Consider the following 14,958-nt stretch of genomic DNA (forward strand, 5'->3'; position numbering starts at 1 on the left):
TAGCCCCGACGGGATTCGAACCCGCGCTACCGCCTTGAGAGGGCGGCGTGCTAGGCCGCTACACAACGGGGCCGTGAGCGGTGCCGAGCAGACTCGGCACAGGAGAGAACCTTACCGTGAGGGCTTGATTTCTCCGAATCGGCCCACCTGGCGTGGACCGGAGCTGGGGTACCAGGACTCGAACCTAGAATGACGGAACCAGAATCCGTAGTGTTGCCAATTACACCATACCCCAAGGGGTTTCACTCCCCAGCGCGCCCGAGGGCCATTCTGTGGGGTGAACCGAAGAGGAATACTACCGGTCGACGGGCGGTCTCCCAAATCGGTCGGTGAGCGCGGCCGTGACCTCGTCGAGTGAGCGCACGGTCGCCACGTCCGCCGCGGTGCCGGCGCCGGCTCGGTCCAGCCACAGCCCGCGCAGCCCGGCTGCCTGCGCCCCGAGGACATCCCATTCGAGGTTGTCGCCGATACAGACGATCGTCTCGGGCACCAGGTCCAGCAGCCGGCAGGCCTCGAGGTAGACCCTAGGGTCCGGCTTGCCGAAGCCGAGCGTGTCGGTCGTCACGACGATGTCGAACCGCTCGTGCAGGCCGACCGCCTCGAGCTTGACTCGGGTCGGCGCCTCAGCGGAGTTGGTGAGCAGAGCAACCGGCAGACCGGCGGTCTCGGCCGCCGTGAGCAGGCCCAGAGTGTCCGGAAACAGCCGTTGTGCGAGGCGGAAGGCCGGCGCGTAGGCGTCCTCGTAGGCCAGGTGTGCACCGTCCGGCAGCTCGACCCCGTAGGCCCGGGCAACCTCGCGCAGTCGCCCCTCGCGCATCGCGTCGAACGCGAGGTCGCCGGCGGCATACCGCGCGAACCACCGCTCGGGGTCGTGGTAGTACCGCTGCGCCATGGCGCGATGGTCCGACCGCTCCGGCCAGATCGCCGCCGCCGCGTCTGTGCCCGCGACCACCATGGCCTGCTGGGTGTCGACGATGGTGTCGTCGAGGTCGAGAAGCAGCCCCTTGGACCCGCCGAGGACCACGTCCAGCGTGTGGGCCGTCATCGCCCAGCCTCCATCCCGAAGAGCGGCAGGGCGGCCTCCACCCCGTCGATGTGTATGCCGGAGGACAGCCCGGACGTCTCCCACACAGCCCGTTCGAGGCGGACGTGCTGAAGCTGCTCGCCGGAGTGCTCGAGGACCGACGTGTGGGTGTCGACGTAGCCGAGCCGGCGCGAGACCCCGAGTGAGGCGGCGTTGCCGACGACCGCGGAGCTGATCGCGGCCTCGGCACGCAGGGGACCGAAGGCGAGAGCCAGCACGGCTGCCCGCATCCGGGTGCCGAGGCCCCTCCCCAGGGCCTGCGGGACCAGCCAGGACGACGAGTCGACGGTGCGGTCGGAGCGCCAGTCCGGCCCCTCGAGCCACTGCATGCCGACGACGTCACCTCCCTGCTCCGCGGACCGCACGACGAACGGCAGGGCCCAGTCGTCGGGCGACCACATGCCGAGAGCGCGCCAGTAGCCCTGGGCCACGACGGCTCTCCGGTTGGCAGATCGGTCAAACGCCGCGTAGGTGGTCGCGTGGGGGTTCAGCTCGAGGTCGCCGGGCAGGAGCGCCCAGACGGTCGGCAGGTCTGCCTCGACCATGACACGCAGGTCCAGGCCGGCCAGGCGCACGCGTATGCCGTGCAACGGCCAGACGGGGTCGCTCACACCACTCTCGACATCACAGCGAGTCGCGGAGCGCGCGAAGGCGGCTCAGCGTCGAGGTCTTGCCGAGGATCTCCATCGACTCGAACAGCGGCGGCGAGATCCGTGCCCCGGACACAGCGGTGCGCAGCGGGCCGAAGGCGAATCGCGGCTTGATGCCGAGACCGTCGACGATCGCCCCGCGCAGGGCTCCCTCGATGGTCGGGGCGTTCCAGGCGCTGCCGGTGCCGAGCACGGCGCGGCCGTGGTCGTCGATGTCGCCGAGCACGTGCAGAGCGGCGTCGAGGACCTGCGCCGAGTCGTCCTTGAGCGTGGCCCGTGCGTCGTCCGCGATCTCGAGCTGGTCGTCGGCCACGAAGAAGGGGCCGACGAGAGCGGGCGCCTCGGTGAGCAGGGCCATCCGCGGCTGGATCAGCTCGGCGACGGCTTTGAGCCGCCCCAGCTCGCCGAGGGAGGGGTTGTCGCCGAGGATGCCGGCGTCCTGGAGGTAGGGCAGGAGGCGGCCGGCGAAGTCCCCGGTGTCGAGGGAGCGGATGTAGACACCGTTGAGCCACTCGAGCTTCTTGAGGTCGAAGATCGGGCCGATGGGGTTGACCTTCGCCCAGTCGAAGGTGCGGCTGAACTCGTCGAACGTGAACACCTCGACGTCGTTGCCCTCGTCGTCCTGCTGCGGCGGATAGGCAAGGAGCGCAAGGAAGTTCACCAGGGCCTCAGGCAGGTAGCCCTGCTCGCGGAACCAGGTCAGGCGGGCTGCGGGGTTCTTGCGCTTGGAGATCTTCGACTTGTCGGTGTTGCGCAGCAGGGGCATGTGCGCGAACTTCGGCGGCTCGAGCCCGAGCCACCGGTACAGCAGGATGTGCTTCGGCGTCGAGCTGATCCACTCCTCGCCGCGCACGACATGCGTGATGCCCATCTCGTGGTCGTCGACGACGACCGCGAGGTGGTAGGTGGGGAAGCCGTCGGCCTTGAGGATCACCTGGTCGTCGGGCGTCGGGGCGGAGACCTTGCCGCGGATCACGTCGTCGAAGACGAGCGGCACGTCGTCGGGGATGAGCATCCGCACGACAGGCGTCTCGGTGAAGCCAGGCAGGGCCGCGCGTTCCTCACGGGTCTTGCCGAGACAGAGCCGGTCATAGCCGGTCGGTTGCTTCGTCTTCTGCTGGACCTCACGCATCTGGTCGAGGCGCTCCTTGGAGCACCAGCAGTAGTAGGCGTTGCCGGACTCGACGAGCCTGTCGACGTAGGGCCGGTACGTCTCCAGCCGCTCCGACTGGCGGTAGGGAGCGAAGGGGCCGCCGATGTCGGGCCCCTCGTCCCAGTGCAGGCCCAGCCAGGAGAGGGTGTCGTACAGCTGGGCCTCGCTGTCCTCACGGAAACGGGCGCGGTCGGTGTCCTCGACCCGCAGCACGAACTGCCCACCCTGCTGGCGGGTGAAGGCGAGGTTGAACAGCGACATGTATGCCGTGCCGACGTGAGGGTCGCCCGTCGGGCTCGGGGCCACGCGGGTGCGGACCGGGCCCCGGCCGTCGGACGTGCTCCGGCGCGGCTCCGGAGCGGGCCGCACCTCGACCTGGCTGGCGTCGGGAAGGGCACTGCTCGGCATACCTGCTGTGTCGTCGCTCATGGTGCGACCAGCCTAGTGGCCGTCGAGAGGGCCACGAGGAGGGTCACAGAGAGGGTCACAGAGGGGGTCACCGACGAACGAAGGTGTTGGTCAGCGACCCGATGCCCTCGATCTCGACGGTGACTTGCTGGCCGGCCTCGACGAGGCCGACTCCGGCCGGTGTGCCGGTGAGGATGACGTCGCCCGGCAGCAGCGTGAAGGCCGCCGAGGCGTGCTCGATGATGGCCCCGATGCCGTGCACCATGTCCGCGGTCGTGCCGTCCTGGCGCACCTCGCCGGCGAGGGTCGTGGTGATGTGCAGGTCAGCGGGGTCGAGCTCGGTCTCGATCCACGGGCCGAGCGGGCAGCTCGTGTCGAAACCCTTCGCGCGGGCCCACTGCCCGTCGCTGCGCTGCCAGTCGCGGGCGGTCACGTCGTTGGCGATGGTGTAGCCGTAGATGCACTCGGCGGCGTTCTCGGCCTTGACGCCCTTGGTGATCGTCTTGATGACGACGGCGAGCTCGCCCTCGTAGGAGACCTCGCTGCTCCCCGTGGGCAGCACGACCGGGTCGAACGGGCCGACGACCGAGGTGTTGGGCTTGAAGAACATCATCGGCTCGGCCGGTGCCTCGCCGCCCATCTCGGCGGCGTGGTCGGCGTAGTTCTTGCCGATCGCCACGACTTTCGACCGTGGGATCACCGGCGCGAGCAGGCGGACGTCCTCGAGCAGGACCGGACCGGCGCCGCTCGGCTGCAGGCCGACGTACAGCGGGTCTCCGGCCAGCGGCGTGATCACCTCGCTGCCGGGGTCGCCCTGGACGATGCCGTATGCCGGGTCGTCCCCGGTCGTGTACCTCGCGATGCGCACGGGCCCCAGCCTACGACCGAGTCACCGCGGCTCGACGATGGTCACCCGTGTCGGCGCACCCGGCGTCCCTGCGCGACCAGACCGGTACTCGCCGAAGCCGACACAGGTCCACAGCAGGCAGCCGAGGTCGTCACCGAGGCCCTGCGGCCCGTCCTCGCCGAGGAGCGCGGGGACTGCCGAGTCGATGAAGGTCATGCCGCTCGCGGCGGCGCCCAGCGCCCCGGCGACGAGGTGGAGTCGCCCCTCCACCAGGCCGCCGGCGAGCTGCACCTCACGGTACGCATGGTCATCGATCTTCCTGAGGTCGACCGCCGAGATCGCCACGTACGCAGCGTCTTTGGCGAGTCCCTGCTCGAGCGCGGCGACGTAGAGCTCGTGGCGCATCGCGGACTCGTCGACACTCCTGATGGCGTTGTCCAGGTCGGGCCACCGGTACACGCCTGAGGGGACGTCGTCGACCGCGTTGACCGCCACCCAGTGCGGGACGTCGATGCCGCGCATCGCGACGGCCATGGTGTCGGCCAGCACTGCCCTCGGGATCGACCGACTGGGGTCCAGCCTGCGGATCGAGCCGCGCCCGAGCACGATGTCGTCGATCGTGCGGTCGCGGTCGGCGGCGGGGACGGCGGCCACGACTCGGACCGGCTCGCCCCGTCCGAGCTCCGGGCCCCAGGCCTCGCGGTCGCCGGCATGCTGGGCGCTGGTCACGAGCGGGAACACGCGACCGTCGGAGTCGAGGTCGCCGTCGTCAGCCGGCCCGGCCGGCGTCGACGCGGGGACGCCCGCGCCGAGCGCCACAACAGCGACAGGGAACTCGTCAGTGCCGTCCGCCCCGACGAGGTCGGCGAGCCCGCGGTCCGGGAAGTCCAGGTGCAGCCGGGCAGCGAGGCCCGCCGAGTCGGCCACGGCGAGCAGCTGCGAGAGCATCGTCCCCGCGTCCCAGTAGATGTGCCTGAACCCGCGCTCGCGGTAGCGCCAGCCGGTGCGCCACGGGATCCCGGTGACGACGACCGATGGCGTGTCACCCGACGGTGGGGGGCCGGTCGTCACGAGCGCGTGCTCGGCCGGGTCGTACCAGTGCACGCCGGGAGGCAGGGGCTCGGTCGCGTCCTCCGGGACGACGACGTAGAGCTCGAGGGGGAAGCGAGCTCCCGCCGAGCCCGCGGCGCGGTACACCATCGCGTTGCCGTGGTACTCGGAGGTGCGCGTCACGCCTGCCGAAAGGAAGAGCAGCCGTCCGAGCGAGTGCAGGTCGACCGGCTGCCGCGCCACGGCGACCGAGCCGGACAGGACGTCCAGCGCAGGCGCCGGCGCGGGTCGCAGCTCCCGCGGGAGCGCCACACGCGGCAGGTTCTCGTTGTAGTGCTTGTAGTGCCGGGGCCGGTGCGCGCGGTCGTTCGGCTCGAAGCCCCGCACGACCCGCTCGTCCGGATGGGGCGCCGTCCAGTCATTGTCCGTGTAGGTCGTCAGGCGGTGGACCAGCTGTGTCGGTGTCTCCTCGGCCATGGACCCATCATCCCGACCGTCAGACCCAGCCGCCGTCGACGCGCAGGGTCTGACCGGTCACGTACGACGAGTCCTCGCCCGCGAGGAACAGCACCGGCCCGACCATCTCACCGACGAGACCCGGCCGCCGGAGCGAGGTGTGGGCATCGATCCAGGCCCGCTGGTCGCCGTCTTCCAGGAAGCCGTTCATCCGCGTCGGGAACCATCCGGGCGACACGGCATTCACCCGTATGCCGCGCGGGCCCCATTGGTACGCAAGCTCCCTCGTCAGCGCGACGAGTCCGGCCTTGCTGGCCGTGTAGGACGCGAGGCCGTACCGGTCCATCACCGCGAAGGCCGACACGGACGCGACGTTGACGATGCTGCCGCCCCCGCTGTTGGCCATGTGCTCGGCTGCGAGCTGGCACAGATGCATCGCGCCGACGAGGTTGGTCTCGACCGTCCGGGCGATGCCGTCGAGCGGTTCGTTCTCGGCGGGGCCGGCCTGGGCGTAGCCGGCGTTGTTCACGAGGACGTCGATGCGGCCATGGCGGGCGACGACCTCCGCGACGAGCCGCTCCCGGTCCTCGGACACTCCCACGTCGGCCCGCACCTCGGTGTGGTCGTCCGTCGCATCCTCGACATGTCGCGCCGAGACGACGAGCCGTGCGTGGGCGTCCCGGAACGCCTCCGCGAGACCTGCCCCGATCCCCATGGTCCCGCCTGTGAGCAGGACGACCTTGCCCTCGACACCGGTCATGGGTCGATGGTGACCCCTGGGGGTGGCTCGCGTCTTCACTTCGCCCAGATGAAAGACCTTGCGGGACCGGACGATCCGCACTTGGCTCGGGGCGTTTGGGTCGGATGCCGCCACGCGCCTACCCTCGACGGGTGCAGATCCTGACCGAGACCGAGTGGCGCGAGCGCGCGACGGCCCATGCGGCCCGCGTCGACGCCGCCACATCGGCGCACCTCGCGCGGCGGCAGGACCACCGCAAGCACCCGGTCGAGGACTTCCTGTTCACGTACTACTCCTTCAAGCCGGCCCAGCTCCGCCGGTGGCACCCTGGCGCAGGCGTGGCCCTCGAGGCCGCTCATCGCGCTCCGCATCGCGACTGGCGGTTCTACCGAACCATCGGAGAGGTCGTGGGGGTCGACATCGAGGCCTTTGTCGTCGACCGCGGTGAGACGCTCCGGTTCGTGCGTGAGCTGGTCTCGAGGACCGCTGCACGGCAGGGACGCTTCGGGTGCTTCGGCATGCACGAGTGGGCGATGGTCTACCGCCTCGACCAGTCGGACGTCCGGCACTCGGACTGGCCGCTGCGCCTGGGGCAGGACGGCACCGACGCCGTCGTCGAGAGCCATCACATCGCGTGCTCGCACTACGACGCCTACCGCTTCTTCACCCCGGCCGCAGCTCCACGAAACTCGTTGTCGCCCACGCGAGCCGACCAGACGGCATACGAACAGCCTGGCTGCCTCCATGCCGGGATGGACCTCTACAAGTGGGCCCACAAGCTCCTGCCGGCCATGCCGAGCGACCTCGTCATGGACTGCTTCGAGCTCGCGCGGGACATCCGCGGGCTCGACATGCGCGCGGCGCCGTACGACCTGCGCGAGCTCGGCTACGAGCCCGTGCGCATCGAGACTTCAGAGGGCAAGGCGCAGTATGCCGCCGAGCAGCGCGCCTTCGCCGCGCGCGGTCAGGCGCTGCGAGAGCGTTTGGTCGCGGCGATCGATCTCTTGTTCAGCCCTCCAGGTCAGTCCGAGTAGGTCCGCCGGGCCATCTTCGTTCCAGCAGACCCTTGACGGACATACCGAGTTGGGGATGTTGTATGCACGCTCTGCCGCATACAGAATCCAGCCGGAGAGGGACCTGGTAGCCGAATCCGCGAACATCGCCTGCCAAGTCCGGCCGCGGCTGGATCTTGTAGCGGGCCCAGTCCCTTTCGCCGATGCCCGGTGGCACCACAGTCGACCAGATGCTCACTTGTCGCGCCACATCAACGCCACGCGCCGCAACAACCGACCGGTTGGTCGACTGTTGTGGGATCACGCTGTGTGCTGTCAGGACAAGGGCAGCAGGGCGTGACAGGCCTCGAGGTTGTGGAGCTGGATGTCATCTCGGCGTCGTTGTCCCCAGCTGTCGCTGGTGAGCCGCCACCGGTTGAGCAGGGCGGGCTCGCCTTGCCTGGTCGCCCAGTCGAACCCGTTGGGGTCGTAACCGAGTCCCCGCGAGATCGCGTTGGAGCCAGGGTTGTCGACGAAGGCGTCGCTCGATGCTTCCTTCGCCCCGAGGCCGTCGAAGGCGAGGTGGAGGACCGCCTCGCGCATCTCGCGTCCGATCCCCCGGCCGCGCTGGTCGACCGACAGCCAGGAGAACGTGGTGACCGTCCCGAGTGTGGAGAAGCTCACCCCGGTCAGTGTCTGTTCGCCGACGGGCCGGCCGTCGACCATGACCACGAAGTAGAGCCGCCAGGCGTCCGGCTCGACCCTGCCGCGGCCACGCCAGATCGCCCGGAGCCAGTTGGCGACGCGCAGGTCGGGATCAGTCTCGTAGAACGACATCGGGTCGTCGTACGGAGCCGGATCGGCATGGGTCTTGCCCGCGCGCACGAGGTCGGCGAGCTGGTCCAGCAGCTCGTCCGTGGCGCTGCGCAGCTCCAGCGTCGGCGTGCTGACCCGCATGTCGAGGAGCGGATAGCTCATCACCCAGAGATCCAACCTCAGAAGGTGGCGACGATGCACACGGTTTTTGCACGGCCGAGGTGTCGACCGGTCATTCGCGGCGATCGCGCGGTCACGAGACCCGGATCGGGCACCGGCTCGGGCAATACTGTCCTGACCGGACCCGGTCGGGAGGGTCCCGGACGTGAGGAGACGCACATGGCATCGGTACGCACGCACCTGTGGTTCGGAAACGACAAGGCCGTCGAGGCTGCCAACTTCTACGCCGAGCACATCCCGAACTCGGCCGTCACGAGAGTGTTCACGGCCCGCGCCGAGCCCGACAGCGCCGTCGCCGAGGTCGTGGAGTTCACCGTCGCCGGACACGAGGTGACCGGGCTCAACGCGGGACCGGAGTTCCAGCTCAACGAAGCGTTCTCCTTCTATCTGCGGGTCGACGGGCAGGACGAGGTGGACCGGTTCTGGGAGATCCTCACCGCCGACGGCGGCGAGCCTGGTCCTTGTGGCTGGTGCAAGGACAAGTTCGGAGTCTCGTGGCAGGTCATCCCCCGCGAGCTCGAGGAGCTGTCGGGCGACTACGCCACCGCGGCCAACCAGCGGGTGTGCCAGGCGATGCTGAAGATGGGCAAGATCGACGTCGCCGGACTTCAGGCGGCGTACGACGGAGCCTGATCGCCCGACGCCGAGGTCCGAACCGACATTTCAGGTGCCATCGTGTCGGATTCGCGTGTCGCTGTTCGTGGAGTAGGTGTCAACGCGGACCGACCTGGCCCGCCAGAGCAGAAGGAGCAGTTGTGACCGAGTACCTCCTCTACTTCAACCAGCAGTGGGTGGGCGACCACACCGAGGAGTGGTTCCGCGGCCGCGGACCGCTCGCCATGGCGGTCGTGAACGAGATGAAGGCTGCCGGCGTGTACGTCTTCGCCGGAGGGCTGGAGGAGGAAGACGGCCCGGTCTACAACGCGGACCCCACCAACGGCACCCCGTTGATCACCGACGGACCCTACGTCGAGACCAAGGAGTTCCTGGGCGGGTTCGCCGTGGTGGACGTGGCCGACGACGAGACCGCCAAGATGTGGGCGGGCAAGATCGCGAAGGCATGCGGCTGGCCCCACGAGGTTCGCCGGTTCAAGCCGCAGCCACAGACCGACTGACTCGATACTGGATTCGCTGCCATGGGCGGGGCCTTGGACCTGGCGTTTCCGTTCCGCGGACGGTGGCTGGTCCAGAACAGCCCTGCCAACCGTGTACCCAGCCACGGCACCACGGCATTCGCCAGCGCGTACGCCATCGACTTCGTGCCGGTAGGCGACGACGGCAGGTCAGCCCCCGTGAGATTCTCGACGCTCGTCCGGAGCGAGTCACCAGACCGTTTCCCGGGTTTCGGCCAGCCGGTGCTCGCCCCGGTCGAGGGATCCGTCATCACCGTGGACGACCGGGCGGAGGACCACCACGCCTTTCGGGGACTGCCGTCCGTCGGCTACGCACTCACGCAGCGCCGACGGGCGGCGGCAGGCTGGCCGGCTCTCGCCGGCAACCATGTGCTGATCGCCACGCGCTCCGGGGTCGTCGTGGCCCTGTGCCACCTCCAGCAGGACAGTGTGCGGGTCCAGCCCGGCCAGCCGCTGCACATCGGGCAGGTCATCGGACGATGCGGCAACTCCGGCAACAGCACCGAACCCCACGTTCACGTGCAGGCCTCCGACGGGACGGACCCCGAGCACGCTCGACCCGTGCCGGTCGCCTTCGACGGCACGCTCCCCCGCAACGGCGAGGTCGTGCACATCGAGTGACCTCAGTCGTCGACATAGAGGCAGAACGGGTGCCCGGCCGGGTCGTAGCAGACCCGGACGTCGTGCTGGGGCTGGAACTCGGCCACCTGCGCACCGACGCTCACGGCATACGCAGTGGCGTCATCGAGGTCGTCCACCTGGATGTCGAGATGGATCATCATCAGCGGCTCCCCGGGGCGGCTCGGCCACACTGGCCTGACGTAGTTGGGCTCGCGCTGGAAGGACAGGTTGTACCCGGCCGTGTCGTCCGGGGCGAGCGTCGCCCACTCGGGTGAGTCCTTGTAGAGCGTCCAGCCGAGGAGCTGCTGGTAGAAGTGTGCAAGCTCCGACGCGTCGGGCGCGTCGAGGACGACGCCGAACCATGGGCGGGACCGGGTGAGAGGCATCCCTCACTCTGGCATCACGGACGTATCAGATCGGAGCCGACGCGCTCTGAACGGTGTCGGCGAAGGTACAGGCACGCGCGTCGACGACATCCACTCCTTACAGGGGGGTGGTGCTGGGCGGGGCCTGAGCCGCCCAGCACTTTCGCGCGTCTAGTGGGCCGTCAGGCCCCGGACGATCACGCCCAGGCCGACCTCGAACGCCTTCAGCTCGCCCATCGTGTCGACCACGACCGCGTCCGGATCGACGTCGGCGGCCAGCGACCGATTCTGTTGCGCCGCAACGGATCCCAGAATGTGGTTCAGAACGAGGCCGGCGATCGCATCGCGCTCGCCGACCGGTACTCCAGAACGTGCGACGAGCGCCGCCAGGTGACGCATCGGCCGCCCGGGCTCGACGGCATAGGCCAGGGCCACGACGTCGGCACCGTCGGGGACCTGCACGAGCGCTTCCCGGATCGCGACCGCGAGGCTCGCCAGGGCCTCGCGCGGCGGTTGGTCCGGGCTCGGCTCGGGAATCCGGGCGAGCAGGGCATCGGCGACCTCGACGAGCAGCTCCTGCTTGTTCGCCACGTGCCAGTAGATGGCTCCGGGCGCGACCCCGAGCTCGCGCGCGAGCCGACGCATCGTGAGATCGGCGAGGCCATAGCGGCGCAGCAGGTCCACGGCGGCGCCGACGACCTGGTCCCGGCTCAGTGCCATGTCACCCCTGCTCCCGTCACGTTGACAGCCGAGCCTAGCCACCCGGCATACTGAACGCTGTTCAAGTTGAACACCGTTCAACGCCGAGCGCAAGGAGCCCGCATGACCCGCCGTTTCGAGGACCTCGCCGACGCCGTGCTCGCCGGCACGCCTGCGACGCCTGACGACGCGCTCGACGTGCTCCGAGCTACCGACGACGAGCTTCTTGCCCTGGTCGGGGCGGCAGCACGCCTGCGCCGCAAGCACTTCGGCAACACGGTCAAGGTCAACTACCTCGTCAACCTCAAGTCGGGCCTGTGCCCGGAGGACTGCCACTACTGTTCCCAGCGGCTCGGGTCGACGGCCGACATCCTCAGGTACACCTGGCTGCGGGCTGACGAGGCCGTCGCCCAGGCCGAGGCGGGCCTGCGTGGGGGCGCGACCCGCGTCTGCATGGTCTCCAGCGGGCGCGGCCCCACCGACCGTGACATCGAGCGGGTCGCCGGCATGGTCGGCGCGCTCAAGACCGAGCACCCGCAGGTCGAGGTGTGCGCCTGCCTCGGCCTGCTCAAGGACGGCCAGGCAGAACGCCTCCGCGAGGCTGGCGTCGACGCCTACAACCACAACATCAACACGGCCGAGTCGCACCACGACGAGATCGTCTCGACACACACGTACGCCGACCGCGTCGACACCGTGACCAAGGCCAAGAGCGCGGGCCTCTCCCCCTGCTCCGGCCTCATCGCCGGGCTCGGCGAGACCGACGAGCAGCTCGTCGAGGCGCTGTTCGCGCTCAGGGCGCTCGACTCCGACTCGATCCCCGTGAACTTCCTCATGCCGTTCGACGGGACGCCGCTCGAAGGCACCTGGGAGCTGACGCCGGCGCGCTGCCTCAAGATCCTCACGATGGCGCGGTTCGTGTGCCCCGACAAGGAGATTCGCATCGCAGGCGGCCGTGAGATGCACCTGCGCTCCCTCCAGGCTCTTGCTCTGCACGTGGCCAACTCCATCTTCCTCGGCGACTACCTCACGTCCGAGGGCCAGGCTGCCGAGGCAGACCTCGAGCTGATCCGCGACAACGGCTTCGTCGTGCTGGGATCGAGCGGGAACACCGGCCCCGGCGACGGCGTCGATCCGTCCGGCGCGCTCTTGACCGCCATGACCGGCCACGACCCGGCCAAGCGACGACGTGGAGCCGGGACGAACCTGCTGCCCAATGCGTGACCCCCGGCCGGGGCCGGCCGCTACCCTCGCCCCTTCGGTCGTGCAGCGCGACCGAGGTCTCGTCTGGCACCCCTACGCCCCTCTCGACGGTCCCGAGCCGTATGCCGTCCGGTCGGCTGACGGGGTCCGGCTCGGGCTCACTGCGGCTGACGGCACGCGGTTCGAGGCCGTGGACGCCATGGCCTCGTGGTGGTGCGCGATCCACGGGTACCGTCACCCGGCGCTCGATGCCGCCGCGCACGCGCAGATCGAGCGCTTCAGCCATGTCATGTTCGGCGGCCTGACCCACGAGCCCGCAGTCGCCCTGGCCGAGCGCCTCGTGGCCTTGGCTCCGGGTCCGATGGCCCATGTCTTCTTCGCCGACTCAGGCTCCGTCTCGGTCGAGGTGGCCCTCAAGCTCAGCCTCCAGTACCAGGCGGCGACCGGTCGACCGCGCCGCCAGCACTTCCTCACCGTTCGGGGCGGCTACCACGGCGACACCTTCGCCGCGATGAGCGTCTGCGACCCGGTGGACGGGATGCACTCGGCCTTTCCCGGTGCTCTCGCGCCGCAGGTCTTCGCGCCTCGGCCACCAGCCGCCCGGTTCACCCAGCGGTGGGAGGTTGATGAGCAGGCACAGACCGCCTGGGAGGCCGAGTTCCGCGACCTGGCGCGACGGCATACCGACGACCTGGCTGCGATCGTCGTCGAGCCGGTGCTTCAGGGCGCCGGGGGGATGCACGTCTACCACCCGCATGCCCTGCGGGTCATGCGAGACGTCGCGGACGAGCACGGCCTGCTGCTGGTGGTCGACGAGATCGCGACCGGATTCGGCCGCACGGGAAGGCTCTTCGCGACCGAATGGGCAGGAGTGGCACCTGACGTGATGTGCGTCGGGAAGGCGCTCACCGGCGGATATCTCACTCTCGCAGCGGTGCTCACGTCCCGCGCGGTGGGTGAGGTGATCACGCGCTCGGAGTTCCGGGCTCTGCTGCACGGCCCGACCTTCATGGCGAACCCGCTCGCGTGTGCGGTCGCCGACGCGTCCCTCGACCTCGTCGAGTGCGGGTGGACGGACAACGTGTCACGCGTTGGTCGTGCGCTGAATGAGTTCCTTTCTCCTGCAACGGAACTGGACGGCGTGCGCGACGTCCGCACCCTCGGCGCCGTCGGTGTGGTCCAGCTCGACCGGCCCGTCGACGTGACCCGCGTGACCCGCGCTGCACTCGAGCGCGGCGTGTGGGTACGACCGTTCCGCGACCTCGTCTACACAATGCCACCCTACGTCTGCGGCGAGGACGACATCCGGACCATCGCCGACGCTGTCATCGGCGCCATCGAGGAGGTGCACTCGTGACCACGAGCGTGTGGGACGGCTGGCTGCGCGAGCGCGCGGCCCTGCGGACGCAGCGGGGAGTCGAGCGGCAGGACCCCGTCCTGCGGCTCGGTGGTCGCCTCGCTGGCGCGCACGACATCCTCGACCTCGCATCGAACGACTACCTCGGGCTCTCCCAGGACGCACGAGTGGTCGCCGGAGCGCGCGAGGCGCTCGAGCGGTACGGCGCATCGGCCACGGCCAGTCGCCTCGTCACCGGCACGCTCCCGGTCCATCGCGAGCTGGAGGCGGCGCTCTGCCGCCTGACCGGCCAGCCGAGCGCCCTGGCCTTCTCCACCGGGTATGCAGCCAACCTCGGCGTGCTCACCGCGCTCAGCGGGCGCGGGGCGGAGGTCCTGCTCGACGCCCACGCACACGCCTCGCTGCACGATGCGGCGCGCATGTCGCGTGTGCCCTACGCGACCTTCGCCCACAACGACCCGGCGGCTCTCGACAGCCAGCTCCGGCTTCGCGCGGGAGCACGCGTCGTCGTGGCCGTCGAGTCGATCTACTCGGTTCTCGGTGATGCGGCACCGCTCCTCGACCTCGTCGACGTCTGCCGCCGGCACGACGCCCTGCTGGTCGTCGACGAGGCCCACGGCATCGGGGTCGCCGGCCACGGGAGGGGGCTGGTCGACGAGCTCGGACTCGTCGGGAGCCCGAACGTCGTGCTCACCGTCACGCTGTCCAAGGCGCTCGGGTCGCAGGGCGGTGCCGTGCTGGCCCCCGTTGCCGTCCGGGACCACCTCGTGAACACGGCGCGCACCTTCATCTTCGACACGGGCCTGGCTCCGGCTGCCGCAGGGGCTGCCCTGACGGCCGCAGACATCATCTCGGACGACCCGACGCTGTCCGCAGCCGTGCGGGCCAACGCACGGACGATCGCCTCCATCTGTGGCATCGACCGCGCCGTCGGCGCCGTGCAGTCGCTGCCGATGCCCAGCCCCGACGCGGCCGTGTCCGCGGCGCTCACCCTGCGCCAGCACGGCGTGCTCGTCGGGTGTTTCCGCCCGCCCAGCGTCCCGGACGGCATCTCACGCCTGCGCATCACCGCTCGAGCGGACCTGTCGACGTCGGAGGTCGCCGAGGCCGCCGCTCTGGTGGCCACCGTCGTGAGCCCCGTCCCGGGCCGCGCTCTCGGCAACGGCGCGAGCACCCGCACAGCTGGCTCGCTCCCCCGGTGACCG

At 69.9% G+C, this 14,958-nt stretch carries 16 protein-coding genes and 2 tRNA genes; 7 read left to right on the forward strand and 11 right to left on the reverse strand.

The window, feature by feature from the left end; translation table 11 throughout:
- The 8 genes from ACWEOW_RS07670 to ACWEOW_RS07705 form a co-directional block, all read right to left on the reverse strand.
- Positions 1 to 73 (reverse strand) — tRNA-Glu (locus ACWEOW_RS07670).
- Positions 74 to 163: 90 nt separating this feature from the next.
- Positions 164 to 235, reverse strand: a tRNA-Gln gene (locus ACWEOW_RS07675).
- A 60-nt stretch (positions 236 to 295) separates the two neighbouring features.
- Positions 296 to 1,045 (reverse strand): HAD family hydrolase, encoded by a 750-nt coding sequence (locus ACWEOW_RS07680; RefSeq protein WP_452268584.1) that lies wholly within the window; start codon positions 1,043 to 1,045, stop codon positions 296 to 298.
- Complete coding sequence (locus ACWEOW_RS07685; protein WP_452268585.1) at positions 1,042 to 1,695, reverse strand: GNAT family N-acetyltransferase; 654 nt, start codon at positions 1,693 to 1,695, stop codon at positions 1,042 to 1,044. Before ACWEOW_RS07685 ends, ACWEOW_RS07680 begins: the two co-directional genes overlap by 4 nt.
- A 13-nt stretch (positions 1,696 to 1,708) precedes the next feature.
- On the reverse strand, positions 1,709 to 3,316 hold the full coding sequence (gene gltX, locus ACWEOW_RS07690) for a glutamate--tRNA ligase (protein WP_452268586.1): 1,608 nt from the start codon (positions 3,314 to 3,316) through the stop codon (positions 1,709 to 1,711).
- A 67-nt stretch (positions 3,317 to 3,383) separates the two neighbouring features.
- Complete coding sequence (locus ACWEOW_RS07695) at positions 3,384 to 4,163, reverse strand: fumarylacetoacetate hydrolase family protein (RefSeq protein WP_452268587.1); 780 nt, start codon at positions 4,161 to 4,163, stop codon at positions 3,384 to 3,386.
- Positions 4,164 to 4,184: 21 nt separating this feature from the next.
- Positions 4,185 to 5,669: a hypothetical protein gene (locus ACWEOW_RS07700; protein ID WP_452268588.1), complete on the reverse strand. Its 1,485-nt coding sequence runs from the start codon at positions 5,667 to 5,669 to the stop codon at positions 4,185 to 4,187.
- 19 nt (positions 5,670 to 5,688) lie between these two features.
- Positions 5,689 to 6,408, reverse strand: coding sequence for an SDR family NAD(P)-dependent oxidoreductase (locus ACWEOW_RS07705; RefSeq protein WP_452268589.1), 720 nt, complete (start codon positions 6,406 to 6,408; stop codon positions 5,689 to 5,691).
- 131 nt (positions 6,409 to 6,539) lie between these two features.
- On the opposite strand from ACWEOW_RS07705, the gene ACWEOW_RS07710 reads away from it, so the two are divergent.
- Positions 6,540 to 7,421, forward strand: a complete 882-nt coding sequence (locus ACWEOW_RS07710) for a 3-methyladenine DNA glycosylase (RefSeq protein ID WP_452268590.1) — start codon at positions 6,540 to 6,542, stop codon at positions 7,419 to 7,421.
- Between the two features lie 294 nt (positions 7,422 to 7,715).
- Here the strand turns inward: ACWEOW_RS07710 and ACWEOW_RS07715 are convergent, their stop codons facing one another.
- Positions 7,716 to 8,357 (reverse strand): GNAT family N-acetyltransferase, encoded by a 642-nt coding sequence (locus ACWEOW_RS07715; RefSeq protein WP_452268591.1) that lies wholly within the window; start codon positions 8,355 to 8,357, stop codon positions 7,716 to 7,718.
- A gap of 177 nt (positions 8,358 to 8,534) precedes the next feature.
- Here ACWEOW_RS07715 and ACWEOW_RS07720 point away from each other — a divergent pair, with 177 nt between their 5' ends.
- From ACWEOW_RS07720 to ACWEOW_RS07730, 3 genes are all read left to right on the forward strand, one after another.
- Positions 8,535 to 9,008 (forward strand): VOC family protein, encoded by a 474-nt coding sequence (locus tag ACWEOW_RS07720; protein ID WP_452268592.1) that lies wholly within the window; start codon positions 8,535 to 8,537, stop codon positions 9,006 to 9,008.
- 122 nt (positions 9,009 to 9,130) lie between these two features.
- The gene (locus ACWEOW_RS07725; RefSeq protein ID WP_452268593.1) at positions 9,131 to 9,490 is read left to right on the forward strand and encodes a YciI family protein; all 360 of its coding nucleotides are present in this window, start codon (positions 9,131 to 9,133) and stop codon (positions 9,488 to 9,490) included.
- Positions 9,491 to 9,511: 21 nt separating this feature from the next.
- Positions 9,512 to 10,129 (forward strand): M23 family metallopeptidase, encoded by a 618-nt coding sequence (locus ACWEOW_RS07730; protein ID WP_452268594.1) that lies wholly within the window; start codon positions 9,512 to 9,514, stop codon positions 10,127 to 10,129.
- Between the two features lie 2 nt (positions 10,130 to 10,131).
- Here ACWEOW_RS07730 and ACWEOW_RS07735 read toward each other — a convergent pair whose 3' ends face one another.
- Both ACWEOW_RS07735 and ACWEOW_RS07740 read right to left on the reverse strand, forming a co-directional pair.
- A complete protein-coding gene (locus ACWEOW_RS07735; RefSeq protein WP_452268595.1) occupies positions 10,132 to 10,515 on the reverse strand; it encodes a VOC family protein in 384 nt (127 codons plus the stop codon).
- 150 nt (positions 10,516 to 10,665) lie between these two features.
- Complete coding sequence (locus tag ACWEOW_RS07740) at positions 10,666 to 11,214, reverse strand: TetR family transcriptional regulator (RefSeq protein ID WP_452268596.1); 549 nt, start codon at positions 11,212 to 11,214, stop codon at positions 10,666 to 10,668.
- A gap of 102 nt (positions 11,215 to 11,316) precedes the next feature.
- Between ACWEOW_RS07740 and bioB the strand changes: the two genes are divergently transcribed.
- Genes bioB through ACWEOW_RS07755 form a run of 3 tightly spaced genes read left to right on the forward strand, consistent with a single transcriptional unit; the run spans position 11,317 to position 14,955 of the window.
- Complete coding sequence (gene bioB / locus ACWEOW_RS07745; RefSeq protein ID WP_452268597.1) at positions 11,317 to 12,417, forward strand: biotin synthase BioB; 1,101 nt, start codon at positions 11,317 to 11,319, stop codon at positions 12,415 to 12,417.
- A complete protein-coding gene (locus ACWEOW_RS07750) occupies positions 12,410 to 13,753 on the forward strand; it encodes an adenosylmethionine--8-amino-7-oxononanoate transaminase (RefSeq protein WP_452268598.1) in 1,344 nt (447 codons plus the stop codon). Before bioB ends, ACWEOW_RS07750 begins: the two co-directional genes overlap by 8 nt.
- Positions 13,750 to 14,955: an 8-amino-7-oxononanoate synthase gene (locus tag ACWEOW_RS07755; RefSeq protein WP_452268599.1), complete on the forward strand. Its 1,206-nt coding sequence runs from the start codon at positions 13,750 to 13,752 to the stop codon at positions 14,953 to 14,955. The genes ACWEOW_RS07750 and ACWEOW_RS07755 overlap by 4 nt, the downstream gene beginning before the upstream one ends.
- The last annotated feature ends 3 nt before the right edge of the window (positions 14,956 to 14,958 follow it).

Source organism: Monashia sp. NPDC004114, assembly GCF_053603855.1.

Excerpts from the sequence above, each read along its gene's own strand:
- ACWEOW_RS07735 (WP_452268595.1), bottom strand. The coding sequence starts at position 10,515 with ATGCCTCTCACCCGGTCCCGCCCATGGTTCGGCGTCGTCCTCGACGCG.
- ACWEOW_RS07680 (WP_452268584.1), bottom strand. The coding sequence starts at position 1,045 with ATGACGGCCCACACGCTGGACGTGGTCCTCGGCGGGTCCAAGGGGCTG.
- ACWEOW_RS07705 (WP_452268589.1), bottom strand. The coding sequence starts at position 6,408 with ATGACCGGTGTCGAGGGCAAGGTCGTCCTGCTCACAGGCGGGACCATG.
- ACWEOW_RS07720 (WP_452268592.1), top strand. The coding sequence starts at position 8,535 with ATGGCATCGGTACGCACGCACCTGTGGTTCGGAAACGACAAGGCCGTC.
- ACWEOW_RS07740 (WP_452268596.1), bottom strand. The coding sequence starts at position 11,214 with ATGGCACTGAGCCGGGACCAGGTCGTCGGCGCCGCCGTGGACCTGCTG.
- ACWEOW_RS07750 (WP_452268598.1), top strand. The coding sequence starts at position 12,410 with ATGCGTGACCCCCGGCCGGGGCCGGCCGCTACCCTCGCCCCTTCGGTC.
- bioB (WP_452268597.1), top strand. The coding sequence starts at position 11,317 with ATGACCCGCCGTTTCGAGGACCTCGCCGACGCCGTGCTCGCCGGCACG.
- ACWEOW_RS07730 (WP_452268594.1), top strand. The coding sequence starts at position 9,512 with ATGGGCGGGGCCTTGGACCTGGCGTTTCCGTTCCGCGGACGGTGGCTG.
- ACWEOW_RS07715 (WP_452268591.1), bottom strand. The coding sequence starts at position 8,357 with ATGAGCTATCCGCTCCTCGACATGCGGGTCAGCACGCCGACGCTGGAG.
- ACWEOW_RS07700 (WP_452268588.1), bottom strand. The coding sequence starts at position 5,669 with ATGGCCGAGGAGACACCGACACAGCTGGTCCACCGCCTGACGACCTAC.
- gltX (WP_452268586.1), bottom strand. The coding sequence starts at position 3,316 with ATGAGCGACGACACAGCAGGTATGCCGAGCAGTGCCCTTCCCGACGCC.